Source organism: Pontiella desulfatans (assembly GCF_900890425.1).
GTDB classification, from domain to species: domain Bacteria; phylum Verrucomicrobiota; class Kiritimatiellia; order Kiritimatiellales; family Pontiellaceae; genus Pontiella; species Pontiella desulfatans.
Map to the genome: position 1 here is coordinate 3,312,730 of NZ_CAAHFG010000001.1, position 23,636 is coordinate 3,336,365.

The following is a 23,636-nucleotide window of genomic DNA, read 5'->3' on the forward strand; positions in this document are numbered from 1 at the left end:
ACATTCGTTCCGCAAAGGCTCGTTTAACAAGAACGGCAGTATCCAAGGATCAGAAAGCGTCCGCAACTGTTTTTTAAGTGTAACTGAGCCGGCGGTTCGGCTAGGGTTTGCTGTGCATGAAAATACTGATTCTAGCCAACCGGCTGCCGCACGGCAACGTTGCGGGCGGCCACCGCCTGATCTATCAGCGCATGCGGCAACTGATTGACCGGGGCCACTGCGTTGGCCTGGCCTCGTTTGTCGACCCGACCGAGGAACGGCATGTTGCCGGACTGCGCGGGCAGCTGCACGAAGTGGAAACCCTCCCGACCAAGCGGCGCAACCTGCCGGTACGCATACTGCGCGACTACGTCAGCGGCTCCCTGCCGGCCATCTACTGGAAAAACCACACCAAGACCATGATGCGGCTGGTGGGCGACCTGGTTGAACGCACCCAGTACGACGTGGTGGTGGCGGAGTTCAGCGAAATGGGCATGTACCTCTACCGCAACCCGTACCTATCCGCCGTGCACAAGGTGGTCTCGTGCCACCGTTGCCTGACGACCGCCTTTTCAAAATATATGGAAACCGCCGGCGTCCCCCTCTCGCTTCGCATCAAGAGCGCCACCCAGGTGCGCTTGCTGGAAAAATACGAGTTCGAACTCTATAGCGCAATGGACCACATATTGACCCTCACGGCGGAGGATCGATTCACCCTGCTCCAGCATGCACCGCAGTTGCCCATCTCCGTCATCCCGCCGGGTATCGACTTCGACTACCTCGACCGCGAACCGGTTGCAAAACCCGCCGATCCGATCATCATGATGTGTGGCTATTTCGCGGACAAATCGAACCACGACGGCGCGATGTGGTTCGCCCACGAGGTGTGGCCGATCGCCCGCAGGAAGCATCCATCGCTGAAATGCTTCTTCATCGGGGAAGGCGCCAGCAATGAAATGGAACGGCTGGCCGACAAGGACGACCGGATTTCCGTTGCGGGGGCGGTCGACGACCTGCGCCCCTACCGCGAGCAAGCCACCATTTTCATCAATCCAATGCGCCTGGGATCGGGCCTGCGCATCAAGGTGCTCGAAGCCATGGCCACCGGGCTTCCGGTGGTCAGCACGGCCCTGGGCGTGGCCGGCATCCCCGCGCAGAACGGCGTCAACTGCTTCGTGGCCGACACTCCGCAACTCTTCGCCGATTCCATCGGCTGGCTTTTGAACGACGGGCATCTGGCCGCATCCATGGGCAGAGCCGCCAAGGGCATGGTGGAGCGGCAATACGACGTACGTTCCACCATCCGCGAGCTTGAACAAGTTCTGGCCGAAGTGGTATCCATCTAGGTTCACAACGAACCACGGGGGAAGCCGCCATGACACACCACATTCCATTCGACCACATGCACAACTTCATGACCGATGTCTTCATCGGCATCGGCGTCCCGGAGGAAGAAGCCCGAACCTGCGCCGATGTCTTGATCGAATCCGACAAACGCGGCATCGATTCCCACGGCATCGGCCGTCTGAAACCGATCTACTACGACCGCATCGTCCACCAGAAGATCCAGCAGGCCACCACCGAGTTCGAGGTTGTGCGCGACCATCTCGCCACCGCCGTCGTCGATGGCCACCACGGCATGGGCATGGTGATTGCGAAGCGCTGCATGGAAATGGCGATCGAGAAGGCGAAGAAGCATGGCCTCGGGATGGTGGTTGCGCGCAACTCCACCCACTACGGCATTGCCGGCTACTACCCGCTGATGGCCACCGCCCAGGACATGATCGGCATCTCCGGAACCAATGCACGCCCGTCCATCGCCCCGACCTTCGGCGTCGAAAACATGCTCGGCACCAACCCGCTCGTCTTCGGTTTCCCGACCGACGAGCCCTTCGACTTCGTGAACGACTACGCCACCTCCATCATCCAACGCGGCAAGATCGAACAGTATGCCCGCGAAGGCCGCGACTGCCCCGAAGGACTCATTGTCGGGCGCGACGGAAAATCCAAGACCGACTCCAAGCAGATTCTCGACGATCTGGTGAAGGGCGAGGCCGCCCTCGCCCCCATCGGCGGCATTGGCGAAGAGACCGGCGGCTACAAGGGCTACGGATTCGCCACCGTCACCGAAGTCCTCTCCGCCGCGTTGCAGCAGGGTGCGTTCCTCAAGCAGCTCATCGACAAGGATAGCTCCGGCAACCGCAAACCCTATGAACTCGGCCACTATTTCATGGCCATCGACATCCAATGCTTCTGCGCCCCGGCCGACTTCCGCAAAACCGCCGGCGACATCATGCGTGCCCTGCGCGAATCCGAAAAGGCACCGGGGGCCGAACGCATCTACACCTGCGGCGAAAAGGAATATCTCGCCGGCATCGAGCGCGCCAACACCGGTGTGCCGGTTAACGAAGCGCTGCAGAACGACATCGTCACCATGCGCAACGAACTCGGCCTCGACTATCAATTCGACTTTGAATAGCTCCCAACTTAGTTTTCACAGGACCATTTCCACTCCAGAATAGTCCCGTTTCAAAATCCGCAACCAAGACATCCATGGAACTTAAACTATCAGACGCACAGAAGGACGGGCTTCGCAATAAACTCGTCGCGATCTATTTCGACGAGTTCGACGAAGAAATCAGCGACTTCAAGGCCGACCGGCTTCTCGATGCCTTCCTCGAAAAACTCGCCCCCGCCATTTACAACACCGCGATCCTGGACATGAAGCAATTCATGTTTACCCAGATCGAGGATCTCGAAGCCATCTTCGAAAAGAAATAGTTCCCTTTTTTTCCAGACATTGCCAATTATTCCTCTAACTTGTGGTTCAACTACTTATGGGGATGCAGCATGTCTACGGGGTTCCAAGGGAAATTTCATCGGCAGAATCAGCTCTCGCGCTTTGCGAAAGACCTGGTGCGTCGCTCCCGTTCGCACTGCGAGCTCTGCGATAAGCACGGTGTTAAGCTGGAGATCTTTGAAGTGCCCCCGATTGCAGAGGAACCCTCCGTCGATGGATGCCTCTTCATTTGCGAGGGCTGCAGGAAACAGATCGAGAATCCAAAGAAGATGATCCCCTCCGCCTGGCGCTGCCTGAACAATTCGCTTTATTCCGAAGTCCCCGCCGCCCAGGCCATGTCGTTCCGCATGCTGAAGCGTTTGGCCGCCAAGAAAGAGCACTGGGCCAGCGAGCTACTCGAACACGCCTACCTCGACCCCGAAGTCGAGGACTGGGCCAACGCCGCAGACTAGCCAACCCTCGGATAAAAGCCTGCGTTTGCATGCGGCAAACCATCATACTTGCATAAGTAGGATATGGCATCCCACCCAACAATATCGGGGGTAAAATCAATTATCACACTTATGCAAGTATGATGAATTGCGCAACCTGGGCATCTTCACAACCGCGGTATCCCGAGATCATCCCGCTCAATCGATATCCCGAAAAATACCAGCAAAACGGCCATCGATCCGCGAGCCTTCCACCCGGACTTCATCGAGGAGCAGCTTTTCATCGCCGCGCAGGACGACGGTGCTGATCCAGGCCTCGCATAGACCGTCGCGGCTTTCGGCGTGGAGCAGGAGCGCATCGGTCTTGGCCGCGGAGTCCATATGCCGCGCGGTGGCCTCGGCAATGTGGATGAAGGCATAGCCGCTGCGCTCGGCGAGCATCTTTTTGAGTTCGCGGATCATCTCGTCCTTGTCCATCCCGACAATGGGTACGACCTCCACCAACCCTTCATCGTTGAAGATAAAAAAGATTTCGACGTGGGTTCCGGCCTCAAGGAACTGTCGTCTGGCCTCGACATTGAGTTCTACGATCCACTTGCGGAGCGATCCGCCCTTGTCTTCGGTATTCCATTGGGGTGCTTGCATCGGTTATCCTTTCCCTTTAAACGCATCCTACTATTGCCAAACCTTGGAAATCGCTTCTTTTCTTTTGGATTCTGGGGTAAAAGCTGTTTTCAATTTCCGGCGAACAGGAGAAGGAATGCAACGGGTAAACGACAAGAAGGCGGATCAACTCACGGTTAGGCGATTCAACATGTCGGCCATCCTCAAGCTCTTGCGCGAACGCGGCACCCTGGCCCGCGCCGACCTTGCGAAGGAACTGGGCATGACGCGCAACACCGCCTCGAACATCGTGACCGACCTGTTGCAGGCCGGGCTTGTGATCGAAACCGAATTCCGCCGTGCCGGAGCAGGCCGACCCGGCCTGTTGCTGGAGCTGGCGCACAACGGCGGCTTTGCCATCGGCGCGGAGATCGACATCAACCGCATCATCGTGATTGTCGTGGATTTCAAGGGCAAGATGCTCTGGGAAGAGTCGGCCAAGACCAGCGCCACCCAATCGCAGCAGGAGACGATATCCACGGCGGAGCAGTTGGTTCAAAACGCACTCGAATGGGGCAAGGGCGAGGGGCTCAAGCCACTGGGGATCGGACTGGGCCTGGCCGGACTCGTCGATGCGGAGAACGGTTCGCTCACCTATGCGCCGACCCTTGGTTGGAAGGATGTCCCCTTCCAGAAACTGTGGGAATCCAAATTCGAGGTGCCGGTCTATCTTGACAACGAAGCCAACACCTCGGCGCTGGGCTACCATGCCTATGCCGACCGCTCCAACGCCCGCAACCTGGCCTACCTCAGCATCGGGGTCGGCATGGCCGCCGGGCTGTTGCTCGACGGACACCTGTTCCACGGCAGCAGCGGATTCGCCGGGCAGGCCGGGCACATGAAGATCCGGACGGATGGCGAACCCTGCAGCTGCGGCGACCACGGGTGCTGGGTTACCGAGGTCGGGCTGCCGGCCCTTGCGCGGAAAACCGGCTTGAAAGAGATCGATGTCGGGAAAGTTGCGGAGTCGTTGCGGGGCCAGGACAAGGATTTGCTTGCCGTTGCCGACGGCATGGCGGAAATGCTCGGACTCGGCATTGCCAACCTGGTGAACCTGTTCAACCTCGATACCGTGGTTCTCGGCGGCGCCATGCGCCCCATCCTTCGCTACATGCTGGATAAAACCCGGGCGACCGTCGACCAGCGCGCACTGAAGCATCCGCGGCAAAACGTGCGGATCAAGGTTTCCGGCCGCGACGACGACAGCGTGTTCGGTGCCGCCTGCCTGGTGCTCGACTCGATCATGAACGATCCGGTCAAGCTGGTTCGCTCCCTATAGGCATTAGACCTTCGGCTCTTGATCCTTTGCCGGCGCCGCATCCGCCACGACTTCTTCGGCGGTCGCGTCTTTCTTGACTTCGGGTTCCGGTTCGGTGGCGGCCTTGTGGAGATCTTTCTGGACATCGCGGAGTTCGCGTTCGAGGTCTTCCTTGCCCTTCTTGAATTCCCCGAGGCTTTTGCCGAGCGAACGGGAAAGCTCGGGCAGTTTCTTGGCACCGAACAGCAACAGGATGATGAAGAGAATCAGGATGACTTCCGATCCTCCGGGCAGTCCGAAATAGGCAATGGCATTCATGGTGGGCTCCTAATGATCAATCGTTGGGTTAAACACCGGCTTGGGCTCCGGCAGGTAGAGCAGGAACACCTGGGTTGGTCCGGTTCCCTGCACCGCACGGATTTCGACTTCCGCGCCCTTGTTTTTGGCCATGAGGCGGAAGGACTGCTTGCCGATCTCCACTTTATCGACCGTCCACCCCTGGGCCAAAAGCTCATCGCTGAAGCGGTTCCGGACCAACCTCAATCCGAGTTTGGTTCTCATCCCGGCCCCGATCAACCGGGTTTCGGGAATGCGCCCGTGCTGGCTCAGCTCGAAATCCTCCATCAACATGTAGTCCGGAAAAAGCAGCACCTCGGGACGAAGGCCGGCCTCCAGGAACGTCATGGATTCGGCGGCATCGACAACCGGTGGCCCGGGATCGTCCGGCGCGACGCACCCGTTGAGCATTCCGGCGGCGAGCATGGCGCAGATGATTGAGAAGCTGGATTTAAGTTGAGTCATAAACAGGTGCGGTATCCAACCAAAGAAGGGCTCATGATACAAGGCTTAGACTTGGGGCAGGTCATATTTCCTTCGAGCCATGGGCGCACTTTCAACCGCGGCCTCGATTCCAATCTCCACATGGTTGATCCGCTCGCCGAAAACCCGTTCCATGGTGGAAAGGCATTTTTGGTAGATGGCATCATAGTCGCTGCGCCGTGTTTCCATATCGGTCACGAGGTCGAACGAAATACGGTATGGCGGGGCCTCCCCCTCGGCCCGCAAATCGTGGACGTCCACCAGGCAGGGATCGTTCCTGATGAACCAGTGCAGGGCATCGTTGAGTTCCTCGAACAGCGGATGGGAACGGTCAACGGGATCGAGGTGCGCCAGGGCCCGCCAGTTGAAATGCTTTTCGACCTCGTCCTCCGCCCGTTCAGAAACCAAATGGGCATCGACCAGGCTCATGTTGGCATCCACTTCGATATGGAACGAAACCATCTTCACGTCCCCGTAGTGGTGGACCATGATCTCATGCACGCTCATCACCCCTTCCACCGCGAGCACCGTCTTGAAGATCTGGCGAACCTCGTCGGGGTCGGGCTTCTGCCCGAGCAGGATATCGATGGCCTCGCGGGCATAGGCCACGCCGGTGTAGAGAATGAATCCCGCCACCCCGATGGCCATCCAGCCATCGACCGCGCCCCAGCCGAACTTCGAGCACACCAGGGCCACCACCACCATGAATGTGCTGACAATATCGAAGGTATGGTTCCACGCATCGGCCTCGAGCACCTGCGATTTCGACAACCGGGCCAGCTGCCGTGCAAAGACCGCCATCCAGGCCTTCACCGCCACCGTCACCCCCACCGCCACCAGCAGCCAGACGGGCGCTTCGATCGGCTGGGGACGCACCAGGCGCATTATCCCCGAGCGAGCCACCTCCGTCCCAACCAGGATCAATGCGATCGCCAGCACCAACGTCGCGACCGCCTCGATGCGTCCGTGACCGAACGGATGGTCTTCGTCGCGCGGTTTGCGCGACCACTGGAACCCGAGGGCGATCACCAGCGAGCTGCCCATGTCGGTCAGGTTGTTGGTGGCATCGGCGATCATCGAGACCGATCCCGACGCGGCGCCGAGGAAAAACTTAGCCGCCGCCATCAAGGCGCTCATGACCGTACTCGCCCATCCGGCCAGCATCCCGAGCCGGGTGCGGTTTTCGTGGCCATCGGCCGGCAGCTCCTGGACCACCACGGCCTGCAGCAGCAGGTTCATGAGCGGGAACGGCAATTTGTGTGTTTTATTTTTCATGAAAAAAAAGCGCCCCCCGCTTGGAGGACGCCTTTCAACATAGACCAATCAAGTGCAGGAAGTCTACTTAACCTTTTCCTCCTTGTGCCACAGCAGGACAACTGGGGTGGCGACGAAGATCGAGGAGTAGGTACCGACCAGGATGCCGATGAACAGCGCGAGTGCGAAGTCCTTCACGGAACCGCCGCCGACGACCAGCAGCATGACCACGGTCAGCAGGGTGGTGAGCGAGGTCAGCACGGTACGGCTGAGGGTCTGGTTGATGGAGAGGTTGGCGATTTCCTTGTAGGACTTGCCCTTCTCCAGCTTGAGGTCTTCGCGGATGCGGTCGAACACGACGATGGTGTCGTTGACCGAGTAACCGACGATGGTCAGCAACGCCGCGATGATCGGCATGCTCAACTCGTAGCCGAGTGCGCAGTAGATGCCGACGGTAATCAGGACGTCATGCGCCAACGCGGTGATCGCACCCATGGCGAAGGCAAACTCGAAGCGGATCGAGATATAGATGATGATGCCGATGAGGGCGAAGATGATGGCATTGACGCCCTTCTTCTTCAGCTCGGCGCCAATCTGCGAACCCACGCTGTCGGTCTTGACGATGGAGGGATTGCCATCCAAGGCAAGGACGGCTTCCTGCGCCGTGATCTCGGCGCCTTCCATCTCCTTAAGCTTCATGTCGAGGAAGAATTCGTCGCCATCGGCCATCGGGGTCAGCGCCGCCGAGGCAAAGCCGGCGGCTTCCAACGCACCGCGAACGGCTTCGAGCGGCTGTTCCTGCTCGAACTGGAAGGTGGTAACCGTGCCCCCGGTGAAGTCCACACCGAAGTTGGCATCGCCCTTGGAGAAGAAGAAGCCCCAGGAACCAACAATGACCGCCAACGAGACAATCGCGGCAATCTTGCGGGCGCCGAGGAAGTTGAAGTTGGCGTTCTGCAGGAACGGGATGGACATCATCTTGACGGATTTCAGCATGTTGGCGTCGGCCAGCGTGTTGAAGAAGAGGCGGGTCATGACGAGCACGATGAACATACTGACCAAGATGCCGGCACTCAGGGTGACCGCGAAACCGCGGATGGGGCCGGAGCCCTGCCAGAAGAGGATGATGGCGGTGAGCAACGTGGTGACGTTGGCGTCGAGAATGGTGCTGAACGCCTTGTTGTAACCCGCGTTGATGGCGCCGGAGATCGACTTGCCGACCTTCCATTCCTCACGCATGCGTTCGAACGTCAGTACGTTGGCGTCAACCGCCATGCCGACGGTCAGCACAATACCGGCAATACCGTATAGGGTGAGGGTCGGGAGGCTGACGGCGGAACCTTCCAGCGAACCGGAGACCACGCCGAGGAAGCCGGCGGAAACCACCATGCCGACCGGCAAAAGGATCAGCACGAAGACCAGCGAGAGGTTGGCGATGATGCCGGGAACCATGTAGTACACCATCATGAAGACCAGAACGGCGATGCCGCCGTAGATGATGGCCATCATGCCGCTATCGATCGAATCCTGGCCGAGCGTCGGGGCAACGGTGCGCTCCTCGACGATCTTGACGCGGCCCGGCAACGCGCCGGCTTTCAGGACGTTGGCCAGCTTGCGGGCTTCCGTGATGGTGAAGCTGCCGGAGATCGAGGCGCGTCCGCCATAAATGGCTTCGCGCAGGTTCGGCGCGGAATAGAGCTTGTCGTCGAGGATGATGCCGAGCTGGCGCCCGACGTTGGCCTCGGTGATGCGGCCGAAGGATTTCTGGCCTTCCTTGTCGAACTCGAGCGTGATTTCCGGCAGGCCGGTCATCGGGTTCGGTTCCACGTTGGCGTTCACGACGGTGTCGCCACCGAGCTGGCGGCGGCGCTCGATGTAGCGCGGGCGGTAGACGGTGGAGTCGTCCTGCAGGCGGTCTTCCATCAGCATGTAGTCGGCCGACTTGCTGCCGAGGCGCTTGAGGCGCTCGAAGAAGGCGCGGTCGAGCTTGTCGTCGGAAAGCGCGGAGCGGTCGCGGATCAGGAAGGGGCCGGAAGCATCCTGGCCAGCAACCTTGAAGCCCTGCGGAAGCTGTCCGCTTCCGATCGTTTCATTCACCCAGGTTTCGCTTTCGGCGTGAACGAGTTTGAAGCTGAGCACGGCGTCGCGCGAGATCTGCATCTTGGCTTCGTGGCGCGTTGCGGTGTCGGCCCCCGGCAGGCGGATCACGATGCGCGCATCCCCTTCCGGATAGATTTCCGGTTCGGCGGTGCCGAGCACGTCGATGCGGTTGCGGATGACTTCGACGGCAATGTCGCGAACTCGCTTGATCTGCGCATTGAGCTTGGATTCGCCGAGCTGCTCGACCGAGGCGGCATCGCCGGCTTCGACCATTTTCTTGGCGACATCGGCGGCATCGACTTCAACCACGAAGCTCGATCCACCCTTGAGGTCGAGCCCCAGCTTGATCTTGCCGCGCGAGACGAGGTTGCCTTCGTCGTCGTATTTATCGAACGGAGGTACGGCGAGCGTGAGCGACCAGATGACCAGAACGCCGAGCAGCAACCACTTCCAGAGTTTGTTTTTATCCATTGTGTAAACCTTTCCTACTTCGCCGGTTCAATTTCGGTGGGCATTTCGCCCTTTTCCAGAATCTGGGAGATCGCGGCGCGAACCACTTCAATCTTGGTGTTTTCGGCAATCCGGATGACCAGCGTGCTTTCCTTCACGTTGGTAACCTGGCCGATGATGCCGCTGGTGAGCAGGACGCGCTCGCCGCTTTTGACGGCGGCGATCATTTCCTTGCGTTCTTTTTCGCGGCGCTTCTGCGGGCGGATCATCATGAAATACATGATGGCGAACAGAATGGCCATCATTCCAATCATCTGGAACGGGGATCCGCCCCCGGCGGGCGCTGCTGCTGGCGCCGCTTCGGCGATAGTTAAGGGTAGTAGGTACATCTAGTTGTTCTCCTTTACGTTTAACGCATGTTCCTCAAGCACGACGCGATAGCCGGAGTGGAACTCCTTGCGGAATTCGTCGAATCTCCCCTTCTCTATCGCCGTTCTCATATCTCTCATAAATTCCAGATAGCAATGCAGGTTGTGCATCGTTATCAACCGCAACCCCAGGATTTCCCCGACATTGAGAAGATGCCGCACGTAGGCACGCGTAAAGTTCTGGCACGCGTAGCAGGTGCATCCTTCCTCCAGTGGCCGGGGGTCCTCCTTATAGAGGGCCGCCTTCACAGGGTAGCGTCCGCGCCGCGTCGAAACCGCACCGTTGCGCGCCTGGCGCGTGGGCATGACGCAGTCGAACATATCGACACCGCGCGCCACCGACTCCACCATCTGGGCCATCTCTCCAACACCCATCAGGTAGCGAGGCTTCTCCTGCGGCAGGTGGTCGACGGTGTCGTCCACGCCGCGCAGAATCAGTTCATCGGGCTCCCCAACGCTCACGCCGCCAATGGCATAGCCGTCGAAATCCATCCCGACGAGGGCCTTGGCGCACTCTTCGCGCAACTCCGGAAACACGCTGCCCTGCGCAATGCCAAAAAACAATTGGCCTTCCGCCCGGGGCGCTTCCCTGCAAATAGCCGCCCAATCTAGGGTTCTGCGTACGGCTTTGCAAGCGTAATCCTTGTCGCACGGGTACGGCGGGCATTCGTCGAAAACCATGGCAATATCGGAGCCGAGCTTGCGCTGGATCTCCATCGATTCGCGTGGCCCGATGAAATGGGTGCGGCCATCGGAATGCGACTTGAACGAGACGCCGTCCTCGGTAATCTTGTTCATGGAGCCGAGGCTGAAGACCTGGTAGCCGCCGCTATCGGTCAAAATGGCCCGGTCCCACCCCATGAACCGGTGCAGGCCGCCCATGCGCTCGACCAGGTCGGGGCCGGGGCGGTCGTTGAGATGATAGGTGTTGCCCAGCAGGATTTCACAATCCAGTTCGTGCATCTCCTTCGGCGACATTGCCTTCACCGTGGCCTGCGTCCCGACCGGCATGAAGACCGGCGTTTCGAAAGAGCCGTGCGCCGTGTGGTAGCGCCCCCGCCGCGCCTTGCAGGAGGGATCGGTGCCGAGTAGTTCAAATTTTCCGGGAATTTGTAGTTTCCCATTGCCCGTATCACGAATCACGAATCACGCCTCACTTTACATCCTCGTAGAATTTTGCAAACGAGGTCTGCATGTAGGGGACGAGCCAGAGCCAGCCGATCGGCAGGATGGTGCAGAGCAACGCCCACCCGAAAAAGCGCCAGTGCAGGCAGAAAAATTTCCATTTGTTGCCCTTCATCATTTCCTTGCTGCGGCCAAGCGCCTCGAACGGCCCGCAATCTTCGTCGTCGGCGATCACAAAAAACGCCATGGAAAAAGCCAGCGCGGCCATGATGCCGGGAACGATGAGCAGCAACAGCAGGAGCATAACCATGAGGCTAAAGAAAAAATAGACCACGAACGACTTCCAAAAGCGCTGGAAACCCACGAACAGCAAATCAAGCCGGGCTTCCGATTCCTGGGCGATGCCAAGGAAAAAGCCCATGAAGCCGACAATAAAGGCTCCGGAAACGAGCAATTCGATCAGGTTGGCCGCAGAATTCATGGCCGTCGTTGCCGAGGTTGCGTCGGTTCCGCTGGCCGCACTGGTGAACGTCACGAACAGCACGGCCGATCCCACGAAAATGGAAAAGCTCATCATGAGCGCGATATAGAGCAGGTGCCCCAGCACCGCCATGCCCCAATTGCCAGAGAGCGCCATCCGCGCATCGGCCATCAAGTCCTTGTTGTCAGACCCGCCCAATCCCCCGATGTCGCCCCCGAGTCCCGGAGCCGAAGGCGCGCTGGCGCCCTCGCTCAATAAATCGTCCAAACCAGCCATGGCTTTCCCCTAAGAAAGAATTAAGGCGGGAATAGTGCCGAAATCCATCCGGCAAACCAAGCCGGAAGATGGAGGGAAGCACCACTAATCGTCACTGATTTTCACTAATCCTCTCCTGCTGTTTGTCCATTAGTGCAAATTAGTGACGATTAGTGGTTAACATCTTACCTATAGGGGAAACATGAAACAGCTCTTCACTCTGCTCGCTATCGTATTCGCAGCCTTATCCGCACTATCGGCTCAACGACCGCCCAACGTGATTATCGTCTTCACCGATGACCAGGGCTACCAAGACATCGGTTGCTTCGGCTCGCCCGACATCGCCACCCCACACCTCGACCAAATGGCGCAGGAAGGCATGCGCTTTACCGACTTCCATGTCGCCGCACCCGTCTGCACCCCGTCGCGCGCCGCTTTGCTCACCGGGAAATATCCCCAGCGGTTGGGCATGGCCAAGGGCGTCCTCTTTCCCCACTCCGGCGACAAAGGGCTTGCGCCCGAAGAGATCACCATCGCCGAACAGCTGAAAAAGAAAAACTATGCCACCGCCTGCATCGGCAAATGGCACCTTGGCCACACGGAGCGCGTGTTGCCGACCGCCCAGGGCTTCGACACCTACTATGGCGTCCCCTACTCCAACGACATGTGGCTCGCCCCGGAACTCAAACCGGCCGACGACATTCTGCTGCGCGAGGGCATCACGATGGAGCGGATGAAAACCATGGCCGTTAAAAAACTGGAAAAAGAAGGCCGGAACAAGGTTCCGCTCATGCGCGACAACCGGGTGGTCGAATTCCCGGCCGACCAGACCACCCTCACCAAACGCTATGCCGAAGAAGCCGTCAGGTTCATCGAACAGAACAAAGACAACCCCTTCTTCATCTACGTGACCCCGGCCATGCCCCACATTCCGCTCTTCGCCTCCGAAGCCTTCAAAGGCAAAAGCAAGGCCGGGCTCTACGGCGATACCATCGAGGAGATCGACTGGGCCGTCGGGCAGATCAACACCGCCCTCAAAAAGAACGGACTCGAAGACAACACCCTCGTCATCTTCACGTCCGATAATGGCCCGTGGCTCTCCTTCGGCGACCATGGCGGCCACGCCCTGCCCCTGCGCAATGGTAAAGGATCCACCTTCGAGGGCGGGCTACGCGTTCCGTGCATCATGAAAATGCCCGGCACCATTCCCGCCGGAACCACGTGCACAGAAATGATGGGCACCCTCGACTTGCTCCCCACCATCGGTGCCCTCGCCGGAATTCCGGTCGACCACCTGATCGACGGGGCCGACGCCTCCGACCTGCTGAAAGGCAAGCCCGGTGCAAAAGCCCCGCGCGACTTTTTCCTCTACTACCTCATGAACGGCAAGCTCACCTGCATCCGCATGGGCGACTGGAAACTGATCATGGACGTCCCGGCCATCAGCTATTCCCAAAAGGTTGAACCCAAGGACTACAGGAAAGGTAAATTCGAACCCGAACTCTACAACCTGCGCAACGACATCGGCGAAACCAACAACCTATACAAGCAACACCCCGAAATAGCCGCCAAACTCCGCGCCCGCGCCAAAGCGGAGCACGAAAAGCTCGCTAAGTAAGTCAACTCCACGGCATTCCTCTCGTTATGGAATCACGAGACGATAGTAACGCTCTACTTGGTTCGTTGATTCTGGATCATTGTGGCGTAACATCCCGGATGGAATTGCATTGCTGGAGACCGGTTCCCAATTTCCAGACACTAAGTTTGTGCAGACTTCGACCACGGCCAACTCACCCAGAGTTCCGACAATGTTGAATCCAAACTCGTTTGACTCAATGCCCATACTACCCAGGAAAACCTGAACCGGAGACAACCACGGAACGACTGGGCGACCACCATAGGTCGCACCCCACCCCTCCGTTCCGCCAAGATAGTGCACCGTTGAGAGGCCTGTATCGAAAAGCGCGTCCATCCCGATGGCAGGTGCATCTCCCCTGAAGTGCATTTTCGAAAGGCTTGTGCACCCATAAAAAGTATAGTTACCGATCGACTCTACTCCGCTTCCCACAACGATATTTGTTATAGCGGAACAGAATTGGAATGCATTATTCCCAATGGTCATGACGCTGTCCGGAATCACCAGCTCAATCAGCCCGGAGCAGAAAGTGAATGCAGAGTTCCCAATGGAAACGACACTGCCAGGAATTTCAACGTGCATGAGGCTGGGGCAGTTTGCGAATACTTCATTACCGATAGAGGAAATACCTTCCGGCCATGCTATGCTTATTAACCCTGTGCAATTCCTGAATGCACCTGCGCCGATGAACGTTATGCCTTCCGGGAATTCAATGCCCGTAATATTTTCACAATTCCTGAATGCATCTCCACCGATCGACACCAAACCTGCCCCCAACGTAACATTAGTAAGTCCGGAACATTCTCGGAATGCCGAGTCCGAAATTGTATTCACGCTATCGGGTACAGTTACACTCTCCATTCCTGTGCATGCATAAAATGCATAGCTTCCCAACGACATAACACTGTCCGGAATGACAATATTCGTGAGCCCCGGGAGGATTGCAAATGCGCCGGTGCCTACAGATGTGACGCCATTGGAAATGGCGTAGTTACCGCTCTTGCCAGCCGGATAGAGTACCAGCTCTGTAAGGTCTTTACTGAACAAAACCCCATCACTGCTGACAAAAACACTGTTATTCGCATCCACCGTCACCGAAGAAATCCCGGAGCAGGATGCGAAAGCAAAAAAACCGATTGATGACACACTTTCCGGAATAACAATGTTTGTAAGTCCGGTGCACCTGAAGAAGGCATAATCGTCAATGGTCACAACCCCATCGCCGATCGTAATCATTTCCAGGTTTGTACAGTCGTAGAATGCACGTTCCCCAATGGACACAACACTGTCCGGGATGGTCACCTCTGTGAGAACCGTATTGAAGTTAAATGCATCATCCTGAATTGCGGTGACTGTTTTACCCTCAATCAACGATGGCATCGCGACTGCACCAACCGTTCCGGTGTAGCCGGTGATTGTTACGGTATTCGTATCTGATGCATTGACGACATAGGTAAAATCTACTCTCGGCAATGGAACCTCATAAACAGCCCTGCGGCGGAGAAAGTCGCCATTGATCATTGGTTGATCCTTCCAGCCAGGAATAGTCGGTCGAACGGCAGCCCCAAGCTCAAAGATAACGAAATCCTCGTTACCCACATTATTCGGCTCATTGGGCAGCCAATTCAGGAAGGCTAGCGGCTGTCCGGAATCCCAGAGGAAAGAACCTTCGGAGATTTCATCAGAAAGCCCAACCCAAACCGCCCAGCTCGTATCGCTCACCATATCCCGCAGGCGACTATCCAGATAATCGTTGACTGCCTGAGAGGATATTGTGGCTAGATGTCCACCTTGGCTTGCGGCCAGCGCCCGTGCATCGGGTATAGTCATCCCTTCAAAGGTTAAATAGTATTCATAATCTCCGAATATTCCAAGCAACGCAGCAGCGCCCATAAATTCATAGGCTCCCATGTCAATCGTCCCGTATGAAATACGTGGATTCCCAGCCAAATCGTTGGCAGATGAGACATAGGAATTATTCCCTGAATTAATACAAGGTGAAGCAGCGGACAAACGGAAATCTCCGTCTTCAAAATCTACAAACGAAGGTTCATTTGTGATGTTCCCATCCATGCCGTGGGTAAGAAACGGAGAACACGAAGCAAAAAATTGCATATAGTCTGGATCAGCCGTAGCCGTATTTCCGAAAACTATCGAGTTCCTAACCTCGCCGGGGTAAAGAAAACTGCCGTCCACACCACCTCCGTTGAATATTGCCGTGTTTCCGACTACAGTGCAACTTTCAAGAATGCCGCCAAATTTACCCCCACCCGAAAAGCCAGCGGAGTTCCCTACAAACAGGCAATTGATGGCTGTTCCATAATACATCCCTCCACCAAGGTGGGTTGCAGTATTTCCAATGACAACACAGCTCGAAACAGTAGCAGAAGCATTACCTCGACTACAAAAGACACCCGCACCCCGCGCCTCGTCAGGCAGCACCTCATCTCCCGATGAATAGCCATTCGTGATCGTGAACCCGCCCACCACACAGGAACTGTTGGTAAGATTAAAACACCGCACCGCACCGCCTCCATCCACGACAGTCGATGCATACCCGTTAACACTCTGAACCACGATGTCGTTAGTAACGAGGATTTCGGATGCCAGCAAATAGTTGCCGTTGGTTACTAGCACGGTATCGCCATCAACCGCCACATCAACGGCATCCTGAATATTTGTGGCGGCGGTTGCCCAACTTCCGTACGGTGACTCGGGCGTAGTATTATTGATATTCACATAATGAATAGGAGATGGTTCTGAAAGAATGGTGATACGCATCGCAGTCACAGCCCCGGCTCCAGAAACATCACCACAGCCTAGGAGTAGAGCATTGGTGGGTGATATACCAAAGATGGAAGCCGTAGATCCTGATACACCCGGCGAGACATTTTCCCAGATAACCCAATCCTGACTTTCCCAACCGACCGATCGTGTTCCAAGGTTTGCCGTGCCATCCAAACCCTCATACGTAAGAGCGGGGCGATCAATACCAATTTCCAACCCTGAATCTCTTACGATGCCGTAACGTTGAAAAATTTCAACCGTTTCAATAGAACCAAGAAGTTCGATTCTGTAGGAAGATTCCGTATCCAATCCAGAGAGAGCCATGTATATACTTCCATCAGATGGGTTTGCCAGGTAATCCTGCGCCGCTGCCGGTGTTATCCATTCTTTCGAAACCCCGGAGTTCCATAGTGCACTACTTGGTTGTCCCAAAGTCAGGCCATCGTAGACTGTCTGATCGGCGAAAAGATTTGCGAAACCCTGTATGCCTATCGATGTCGGTGTACCGGCTTCATCATCCACTGGCCACACGGATCCACCATTAAGATCCCCTGGAGATATGTTGTTCCACCCTGACCCAGCATCATTCGACCCGAAATTAATCATTATCGCACCATCGGCTCCCCCGATGATTAAACCCAAAGTGGCAACAGAGATCTTTAGTGGCTTTATAAAATACATCATTTTCATCTTCGGCTCTCCTTTTGTGGAGTGGGCTTTCCTGCCTGCTCAACCGAGGGCAGACAGGAATGTCCGCCCCACCAGCTAATTCCCTAATTTCACATCAACCTGATAAAACCCGCCGTCCTCCACCGTATGCACCGTGTCGGTGTAGCTGTTTTGCGGATACGGGATTGCGGCTTCCAGGGTTTGGAAACCGTTGGTCAATGAATCCGTCCATTTGACGGAATAAGAGCGGCCTTCGAGGGCGTTCCAGTTGACGACCATGCCGGACGGGGATGGCGGGGCATTTGAAACCACGAATTGTGAAGAACCGTCGTTTGGCAAGGTGCCGGCAATGAATTCTTCGCGATCGGTCAGCTCATCACCATCGCCATTGGAAGTTGGCAACGCATTCGTGGGATTTCCGTAATACAACAACTCAAAACTGTCCGGCAGACCATCGCCATCGAGGTCGGAGCAGTCGGGATCCACTATACGGTCAAGAACAAACGAGCCGAACCACGTCATCGTGTTGCCATTGACCACACAGGACACTCCACTTTCGCCGTCCATTCCCCATTCGCCGCAGGTATCCGTCAATGCGGTAACGGACAGCAGGCTTCCGTCCCACGAATAAACGCCGCGCTCCATGCCGTCCTGACCGGAGGGATCGAATGTGGAATCGCCATCCTGAGCAAAGAAATAGATGCCGTTGGGCAGAAAGCTGAAGACCACATTATCGTGGTTATTGACTGGATCCAAATGAACCCACCCGCCAACAATGGAGGGAGGCGTGGAAGGCTGGTAGACACGGTGAAAGATTCCGATTCCTTCATCATCAAGGTCAAAATAAACGGCATCTCCTTGAACAGTGGCGCTTAGGATCGTGGCATGCGAAAGTCCCCCTTCACCATTCGTGTCCACGGTTACCGTACGGCTGAACGCACCGGTCTCTGAATCCCAGGTATAGGTTCCCCGTTCCATGCCCAGTCCACCGGAAAAGCCATCCGTGCTATCATGAGTAAGAAAATAGGTACCGTTTGTAAGGAAGGTTAGCGCCACGGTATCCTCAGTCGTCGGATCCCCGATAACCCAGCTTCCGACGATGGAGGAACAGTGAATACGTGCTTCCTCGTTTATTGGCATGCCTTCGTCTGACGTTGCGGTGAAGTTGTCTGCATAAACATCGCCGGAGTTGACAACCACCCCGCGGCTACCGCCATAAATGAAGACTTCAAAAACATCACTATTGCCCATGCCCCAAGGGGTGATATTCATGGTCTTGTTTACAACGGACCCAGCGCCTTGGTCATATGAGCTGCTTATCGTCTTGGCACTTGCATCGAAAGAAATGGTAAAGCTGATCTCATCGCTTGATGCCGCCTGGTATTCCTTGAACTGGGAGACCCCATTCGTCCCTCCCTCAGTAACGATGTCATGATACCCGAAACCATTGTTGCCCTTATTGCGGTCGATACCGAAGGAGTTGCTGAACGAATTAAAGTACACGCCAATACCCAGCCATGTTTCATTGCTGCCGCTCGGTATAAGATTTTCATTCAATTGGTTGACCGTGGTGATTGAAACAGTCCAGTCATTCGTATAGCTTCCAGCATTGGCTTTCCATTTCCATGCATTGGAACGGTCAATCCCAACTCCTGTGGCCTGGAACTCAAGCCGTCCGTTGGTTTCAGTGAATGAGGTTCCAACCTCATTCACGAAATTCGTCCAATTGCCGGAATTCATTATGTTGTCATTGAAATCATCCCCGCCGGAAAAGTTGGCCAGGGTTGAGCCGCATGCCATCAATAGGCCAGCAAGTGTAACGCATGTTGTCTTTTTCATCGGACGTCTCCGGTTATGGTTGTTGAAATGAAAAGCCCGCTTCCTGTTGAAGGAAACGGGCTGTGGTGCATGGGGAGATGGGGTTGTCAGAAGTCGGCCAATGCGGAATGGGGCCAGCCTTATTCGACCGCACCGTGCCCACATTTTTAAAACCGACCTTCATGACCTCTCCCGTGAACGGAAGGACGCTACGCCTGCCCTTTGTCTTACACAATGATTATTTTTGTCATATTTTGATGTGCATAACTCGTTTAACGTATTGCCTCTGGGGGTTTATGAACCTCAACTATTTGTCCGTGAAGCCCGGATTACGGCGTTTTTCCGGCGAAATATCCGGTCTACAGGATTTCCAGAAAAAGCAGACACGCGGTCAGCGTAGTCATGCAGGCCAATAAAACAGCCAATCGGATTCCGTTGATTTCCTTATCACTCACTTTTTCCAGCTCCCGTGTTTGGAATGGGGGCAAGGATATGGCAAGACGGCGGGGCTGTATAGACCACTTTAGGCGTAGTTGCATTGCGTTAATACCCGGTTGCTTGCTGCGTTTTGTGGAGGGTCGATGGCCTCGGCGACATCTGAACGCAAGGCTCGGGAAGCTCGAGCCTTTTCTAGACGCGAATGGCAATAGCCCCCACGCTGATTGGGTTCCGGCATCTTCACCGTGAACATAGCCTTGTTCTTTATTGACCGAAGGCTGAACACAAAAAAGCCCGCAGAACGAATCCTGCGGGCCATGCAAAAAGCAATCGGGCCTACTTCTCTTTCTTCTTTTTCTTGGAAGACGCGCCTTTGCTCGCTTTCCTTCCAGCCTCGACGGGATCGTCCAACTTGGTGAGCCATTTCTCATCCATGTATTTCTTGTCGCTGGCATAGGTTTTGATGATCTCGCCCTCTTTGCGGGCCACCACCAAATAACCGTCGTAGACATCGCCGGAAACGGACTTCGAGCTTGAGCTGCCGCTGTTGTTGCTGTTGCTGTTTCCGCTACTGGTCTTGCTGGTTTTGGTTTCAGACCAGGTCAAGGTTCCGGATTTGACCGGATGCGTGGCGCGTTTCATGCCGCCTAGCTCCATGGTCGTCTTGCCCTTTTCACAGATGACCGGATCGCCCTCATTGCCGTCGCCGTCGAGCGGACGTTTGAAGAAATACCATTCCAGATCGAACGCCCCCTCCTGCTTGATTGTGTTGGCCAGGGTGATCTGCAGCTCATAAAACTGCGTTTCCGTTTTGGACTTCGAGCTTGACCGTTCGGATTCGTTTTTCGTGGAGTCCCGATCCTTCTCAAGCTGGCCCATCACCTGGATACGTACTGGATGGACTTTAGGCGCAGCCGCCTGGGCGGCACCGGCGGACAATGCAACGGCGGCCATCGTTAGAAGAAACATGCTGGTTTTCATTTTTTTTTATTCCCCTGTTCAGTTTGTGGATGGATGGATGGGCCAACCGATGGCCTAACGCATCCGTTTGCTTTTCAACAGATCCTCAAGTTCGCCCGCCATGGCCTCCGCCTTTTCCGGATGCGTCTTGATCAAATCGTCCTGCTCTCCTGGGTCGTTGGCCAGATTGAAAAGCTGTGCGGGAACCCCCTTTTTATTGTGCTTGTAGGCCTGGATATATTTCCATTCCCCCCGGCGCAGGGCGCGCTTGCCTCCGGCCTCCTCGACCATGAAGGGCAGGCCGTTGCGCTCTTCGCCCAGCAAGGCAGCCAGCGTATTCCGGCTATCGATGCCTTCGTCGTCGGCCAGCTCCTCCCCGAGCAACGCGGCAAAGGAACCCATCAGGTCCACCTGGTTCACCAACGCGGCGGACACACCGGGCTTGATGCGCGCCGGCCAGCGGACAATGAACGGCACCCGCGTTCCGCCTTCATAGATCTGGTATTTCCCGCCGCGCCAGATCCCGGATCCATCGTGGCCCCGGTCCACTTCTTCGGACGAGGTTTTTACCACGGTTCCGTCATCGTAGCCATCGTCGTAGACGGGGCCGTTGTCGCTCGAAAAAATCACGATGGTGTTTTCGGTCAGCCCGTTTTCCTCCAGGGCCTTCATGATTTCGCCGGTCGACCAGTCGAACTGCACCATCGCGTCGCCACGGTAGCCGAGCTGGGTTGAGCCCTGGAAACGCGGGTGCGGAGCGCGCGGCACGTGGATGTCCTGCGAGGCGAAGTAGAGGAAAAACGGACGGTCCTTGTTTTCCGCAATGTAGTTTTTTGCTTCCTTCACGAATTCATCGGCCATGGTTTCATCGTTCCAAAGCGCAGACGCTCCGCCGGCCATGAAGCCAATGCGGCCGATGCCGTTGATCACGCTATTGTTGTGGCCGTGCGAGCTTTTGTAGTAGGTCATTGCCTCGGGCGTTTCCTTGGCGTCGGGATATTGCGTGCTGCCCGCATGCTTCCGAACGTCAGCCAATTTCCGCTCCACGAAAAGTGGATCCTTTGGATCGAGCCCCACCACGTGGTGGTTCTTCAGATAGACGCAAGGCACCCGGTCGTTGGTGGAAGGCAGCAGGAAGGAATAGTCGAACCCGATTTCCAGCGGCCCCGGCTTCACGGCACCATTCCAATCCGTCGGCACCTCCTTGGCCCCGATACCCAGATGCCATTTGCCGATCACGCCGGTTTTGTAGCCCGCCCGCTGCAACATTTTGGGCAACGTGGTGATGTCGGTCGGGATCGAGAGCGGAGCATTGGGCGGCAGGATGCTCACCTTGTGCCGGAAGGCATAGACGCCCGTCAGCATCGAGAAGCGCGACGGCGAACAGGTGGCCGACGTGCAATGGCCATCCGTAAAACGCAACCCCTCCGCCGCGAGCCGGTCAATATTTGGCGTCGGGATCATTTCCGAGCCATAGGCCCCCACATCGCCAAATCCAACATCATCGCCATAGATCAATACAATGTTCGGCCGCGGCGCGGCCACCGAAGCGGAAACCAATCCCGCCAAGACCCATGCAACTATTCTACTCATTCAAAACCCCCATATTGGTGAATCCCAATAGACGACCACAAAGGACGCATCGGAACAAGGGCATATGCAACATTTTGGCATCGCTGACTCCGCATCATTCCCCGCCGAACCTGCACGTTGTTTTTTTCGCCGGGAACGTGCCCTCGGGCAATGCGGCCGGTTCGACCGACCCTACCGGTTGTGGGCTTCGAGGGCCTGGGCCAGGCGTTCCGCAATTTCCGGATGATCGTTGATCACGTTTTTGCTTTCGCCAATGTCATCCGCCAGATTGTAGAGCGTCGGGGCCTTGGATTCCCGCTTGGTGTCCTTGACCTTGAAGATTTCCTTCTTGTGGTATTTCCAGTCGCCACTGCGCACCGCGAGGTCGCCGAAAAAGAAATATTCATGCGGCGTCTTTGCGCCCTTTTTCGCGGTGAGCAGATCCATGATGTTTTTTCCGGCAAGCGGTTGCTGGGCCGGAAGCGCCGCCCCCGTAACCTGCGCCAAGGTCGGCAACAGATCCATGGTCAGCGCCATTTCCGAGCAGGCGCTACCCGCCGGAACCTTGCCGGGCCACCGTATGATCGCCGGAACCCGCTGCCCGCCCTCGAAGCGCGTCATCTTGCCTTCAAACAACGGAAGGGCGCAACCGCCATGAGCCCCCTTGACCAGCCAAGGGCCATTGTCGGAGGTGAAAACCACGATAGTGTCTTTATCCACACCCAGTTGTTTCAAATGGTTCAGGATGCGCCCGGTGTTGTGGTCGATCTCCTCGATCACATCGCCATAGAGCCCGCGCGCGCTCTTGCCCTTGAAGTCGGGCGAGGCAAACAGCGGCGTGTGCGGCATCGAGTTGGCCAGATAGAGGAAGAAGGGGTTGCCGGCCTTAACGCTTTCGCTGATGAACTGGATGCCTTCATCGGCATAGCGACGGGTTATGGTGGATTGGTCGGCCGGGAACTCGATGCACTCTTCGTTGCGCATCAGCGGAACCTTGTCCTTCATGGATCGGGGGTTTCCATTGTTGGACTTCCCGGCAAAAGCGTCATCCAAGGCCTTGAAATCCATCCCTTCGCGGAACAGGCATCCGTCCGCATATTTCATTTCCTTGGCCGGATACATATCGTTGCTGTAGGGAATGCCATAGTAGGAATCGAAGCCCTGGTTGGTCGGCAAAAACTCCACATGATCCCCCAGGTGCCACTTGCCGACCGCCTTGGTGGAATAGCCGACCCCCTTCAGCACCTCGGCAATCGTCACATGCTCCGGCGCAAGCCCCTTGTGCCCCCGGTTCGGGAAAAAGACCCCGGGTACGCCGATCTTACTCGGATAGCATCCCGTCAGCAGAGCCGCGCGCGAGGCCGAGCAAACGCACGACGCCACATAGAAATCCGTAAAGCGCATCCCTTCGCGGGCCAGCCGGTCCACGTTCGGCGTCTTGATATCCGGCGAGCCATAGCACCCCAGATCCTGATAGCCCTGGTCGTCGTTCAGGATAATGACAATGTTCGGTTGCTCCGCCGCAAAGACCGCGGTTGCTGCGGCGGCTACGGCAAGTCCATTCAACATAATGTGTTTCATCGGTTTCCCCTGTTCGGATTTTAGCAAATGAACGCTACCCATGGCCTAAAACGGACGCGCCCACGTTAAGGCACCATACCTATCATCATAAGCCAGGCCATACAATCCCCTTCCATGCAAGACTCCGTTTTC

At 56.5% G+C, this 23,636-nt stretch carries 19 protein-coding genes; 6 read left to right on the forward strand and 13 right to left on the reverse strand.

Annotated elements, in window-relative coordinates; all coding sequences use genetic code 11:
• Positions 1-116: 116 nt before the first annotated feature.
• The 4 genes from E9954_RS11710 (at position 117) to E9954_RS11725 (ending at position 3,231) form a co-directional block, all read left to right on the forward strand.
• Positions 117-1,325, forward strand: a complete 1,209-nt coding sequence (locus tag E9954_RS11710; RefSeq protein ID WP_136079352.1) for a glycosyltransferase — start codon at positions 117-119, stop codon at positions 1,323-1,325.
• 29 nt (positions 1,326-1,354) lie between these two features.
• Entirely contained in the window at positions 1,355-2,458 is a 1,104-nt protein-coding gene (locus E9954_RS11715; RefSeq protein ID WP_136079353.1) for an Ldh family oxidoreductase, read from the forward strand.
• 74 nt (positions 2,459-2,532) lie between these two features.
• The gene (locus E9954_RS11720) at positions 2,533-2,760 is read left to right on the forward strand and encodes a DUF2164 family protein (RefSeq protein WP_136079354.1); all 228 of its coding nucleotides are present in this window, start codon (positions 2,533-2,535) and stop codon (positions 2,758-2,760) included.
• 69 nt (positions 2,761-2,829) lie between these two features.
• The gene (locus E9954_RS11725; protein WP_136079355.1) at positions 2,830-3,231 is read left to right on the forward strand and encodes a phnA protein; all 402 of its coding nucleotides are present in this window, start codon (positions 2,830-2,832) and stop codon (positions 3,229-3,231) included.
• 177 nt (positions 3,232-3,408) lie between these two features.
• Here the strand turns inward: E9954_RS11725 and E9954_RS32440 are convergent, their stop codons facing one another.
• The gene (locus tag E9954_RS32440; protein ID WP_168442183.1) at positions 3,409-3,855 is read right to left on the reverse strand and encodes a hypothetical protein; all 447 of its coding nucleotides are present in this window, start codon (positions 3,853-3,855) and stop codon (positions 3,409-3,411) included.
• A gap of 115 nt (positions 3,856-3,970) precedes the next feature.
• Between E9954_RS32440 and E9954_RS11735 the strand changes: the two genes are divergently transcribed.
• The gene (locus tag E9954_RS11735) at positions 3,971-5,152 is read left to right on the forward strand and encodes an ROK family transcriptional regulator (RefSeq protein ID WP_168442184.1); all 1,182 of its coding nucleotides are present in this window, start codon (positions 3,971-3,973) and stop codon (positions 5,150-5,152) included.
• A 3-nt stretch (positions 5,153-5,155) separates the two neighbouring features.
• Here the strand turns inward: E9954_RS11735 and tatA are convergent, their stop codons facing one another.
• The 7 genes from tatA to E9954_RS11770 all read right to left on the reverse strand — a co-directional run bounded on the left by tatA (position 5,156) and on the right by E9954_RS11770 (position 12,064).
• Positions 5,156-5,449: a twin-arginine translocase TatA/TatE family subunit gene (gene tatA / locus E9954_RS33485; protein WP_136079358.1), complete on the reverse strand. Its 294-nt coding sequence runs from the start codon at positions 5,447-5,449 to the stop codon at positions 5,156-5,158.
• Positions 5,450-5,458: 9 nt separating this feature from the next.
• Positions 5,459-5,932: a hypothetical protein gene (locus tag E9954_RS11745; protein ID WP_136079359.1), complete on the reverse strand. Its 474-nt coding sequence runs from the start codon at positions 5,930-5,932 to the stop codon at positions 5,459-5,461.
• Positions 5,933-5,977: 45 nt separating this feature from the next.
• Positions 5,978-7,225 carry a cation diffusion facilitator family transporter gene (locus E9954_RS11750; RefSeq protein WP_136079360.1) on the reverse strand — a complete coding sequence of 416 codons (1,248 nt, stop codon included), beginning with the start codon at positions 7,223-7,225 and terminating at the stop codon, positions 5,978-5,980.
• Positions 7,226-7,288: 63 nt separating this feature from the next.
• Positions 7,289-9,775 (reverse strand): protein translocase subunit SecD, encoded by a 2,487-nt coding sequence (gene secD / locus E9954_RS11755; RefSeq protein ID WP_136079361.1) that lies wholly within the window; start codon positions 9,773-9,775, stop codon positions 7,289-7,291.
• A 14-nt stretch (positions 9,776-9,789) separates the two neighbouring features.
• Positions 9,790-10,143, reverse strand: coding sequence for a preprotein translocase subunit YajC (gene yajC / locus E9954_RS11760; protein ID WP_136079362.1), 354 nt, complete (start codon positions 10,141-10,143; stop codon positions 9,790-9,792).
• Entirely contained in the window at positions 10,144-11,325 is a 1,182-nt protein-coding gene (gene tgt, locus E9954_RS11765; protein ID WP_246046705.1) for a tRNA guanosine(34) transglycosylase Tgt, read from the reverse strand.
• Positions 11,326-11,335: 10 nt separating this feature from the next.
• Complete coding sequence (locus E9954_RS11770) at positions 11,336-12,064, reverse strand: DUF975 family protein (RefSeq protein ID WP_136079363.1); 729 nt, start codon at positions 12,062-12,064, stop codon at positions 11,336-11,338.
• Between the two features lie 181 nt (positions 12,065-12,245).
• Here E9954_RS11770 and E9954_RS11775 point away from each other — a divergent pair, with 181 nt between their 5' ends.
• On the forward strand, positions 12,246-13,661 hold the full coding sequence (locus tag E9954_RS11775) for a sulfatase family protein (protein WP_136079364.1): 1,416 nt from the start codon (positions 12,246-12,248) through the stop codon (positions 13,659-13,661).
• A gap of 24 nt (positions 13,662-13,685) precedes the next feature.
• Here the strand turns inward: E9954_RS11775 and E9954_RS11780 are convergent, their stop codons facing one another.
• The 5 genes from E9954_RS11780 to E9954_RS11800 form a co-directional block, all read right to left on the reverse strand.
• Positions 13,686-17,156: a leucine-rich repeat protein gene (locus E9954_RS11780; protein ID WP_136079365.1), complete on the reverse strand. Its 3,471-nt coding sequence runs from the start codon at positions 17,154-17,156 to the stop codon at positions 13,686-13,688.
• A gap of 75 nt (positions 17,157-17,231) precedes the next feature.
• Complete coding sequence (locus E9954_RS11785; RefSeq protein ID WP_136079366.1) at positions 17,232-18,974, reverse strand: hypothetical protein; 1,743 nt, start codon at positions 18,972-18,974, stop codon at positions 17,232-17,234.
• A 753-nt stretch (positions 18,975-19,727) separates the two neighbouring features.
• Positions 19,728-20,372, reverse strand: coding sequence for a hypothetical protein (locus E9954_RS11790; RefSeq protein WP_136079367.1), 645 nt, complete (start codon positions 20,370-20,372; stop codon positions 19,728-19,730).
• A 54-nt stretch (positions 20,373-20,426) separates the two neighbouring features.
• Entirely contained in the window at positions 20,427-21,944 is a 1,518-nt protein-coding gene (locus tag E9954_RS11795; RefSeq protein WP_136079368.1) for a sulfatase family protein, read from the reverse strand.
• A 171-nt stretch (positions 21,945-22,115) separates the two neighbouring features.
• Complete coding sequence (locus E9954_RS11800) at positions 22,116-23,504, reverse strand: sulfatase family protein (RefSeq protein WP_222847157.1); 1,389 nt, start codon at positions 23,502-23,504, stop codon at positions 22,116-22,118.
• Between the last annotated feature and the right edge of the window lie 132 nt (positions 23,505-23,636).

Excerpts from the sequence above, each read along its gene's own strand:
- E9954_RS11710 (WP_136079352.1), top strand. The coding sequence starts at position 117 with ATGAAAATACTGATTCTAGCCAACCGGCTGCCGCACGGCAACGTTGCG.
- E9954_RS11785 (WP_136079366.1), bottom strand. The coding sequence starts at position 18,974 with ATGAAAAAGACAACATGCGTTACACTTGCTGGCCTATTGATGGCATGC.
- E9954_RS11780 (WP_136079365.1), bottom strand. The coding sequence starts at position 17,156 with ATGAAAATGATGTATTTTATAAAGCCACTAAAGATCTCTGTTGCCACT.
- E9954_RS11790 (WP_136079367.1), bottom strand. The coding sequence starts at position 20,372 with ATGAAAACCAGCATGTTTCTTCTAACGATGGCCGCCGTTGCATTGTCC.
- E9954_RS11745 (WP_136079359.1), bottom strand. The coding sequence starts at position 5,932 with ATGACTCAACTTAAATCCAGCTTCTCAATCATCTGCGCCATGCTCGCC.
- E9954_RS11795 (WP_136079368.1), bottom strand. The coding sequence starts at position 21,944 with ATGAGTAGAATAGTTGCATGGGTCTTGGCGGGATTGGTTTCCGCTTCG.
- tatA (WP_136079358.1), bottom strand. The coding sequence starts at position 5,449 with ATGAATGCCATTGCCTATTTCGGACTGCCCGGAGGATCGGAAGTCATC.
- E9954_RS32440 (WP_168442183.1), bottom strand. The coding sequence starts at position 3,855 with ATGCAAGCACCCCAATGGAATACCGAAGACAAGGGCGGATCGCTCCGC.
- E9954_RS11715 (WP_136079353.1), top strand. The coding sequence starts at position 1,355 with ATGACACACCACATTCCATTCGACCACATGCACAACTTCATGACCGAT.
- yajC (WP_136079362.1), bottom strand. The coding sequence starts at position 10,143 with ATGTACCTACTACCCTTAACTATCGCCGAAGCGGCGCCAGCAGCAGCG.
- E9954_RS11775 (WP_136079364.1), top strand. The coding sequence starts at position 12,246 with ATGAAACAGCTCTTCACTCTGCTCGCTATCGTATTCGCAGCCTTATCC.
- E9954_RS11720 (WP_136079354.1), top strand. The coding sequence starts at position 2,533 with ATGGAACTTAAACTATCAGACGCACAGAAGGACGGGCTTCGCAATAAA.
- E9954_RS11800 (WP_222847157.1), bottom strand. The coding sequence starts at position 23,504 with ATGAAACACATTATGTTGAATGGACTTGCCGTAGCCGCCGCAGCAACC.
- E9954_RS11725 (WP_136079355.1), top strand. The coding sequence starts at position 2,830 with ATGTCTACGGGGTTCCAAGGGAAATTTCATCGGCAGAATCAGCTCTCG.
- secD (WP_136079361.1), bottom strand. The coding sequence starts at position 9,775 with ATGGATAAAAACAAACTCTGGAAGTGGTTGCTGCTCGGCGTTCTGGTC.
- E9954_RS11735 (WP_168442184.1), top strand. The coding sequence starts at position 3,971 with ATGCAACGGGTAAACGACAAGAAGGCGGATCAACTCACGGTTAGGCGA.
- E9954_RS11770 (WP_136079363.1), bottom strand. The coding sequence starts at position 12,064 with ATGGCTGGTTTGGACGATTTATTGAGCGAGGGCGCCAGCGCGCCTTCG.
- E9954_RS11750 (WP_136079360.1), bottom strand. The coding sequence starts at position 7,225 with ATGAAAAATAAAACACACAAATTGCCGTTCCCGCTCATGAACCTGCTG.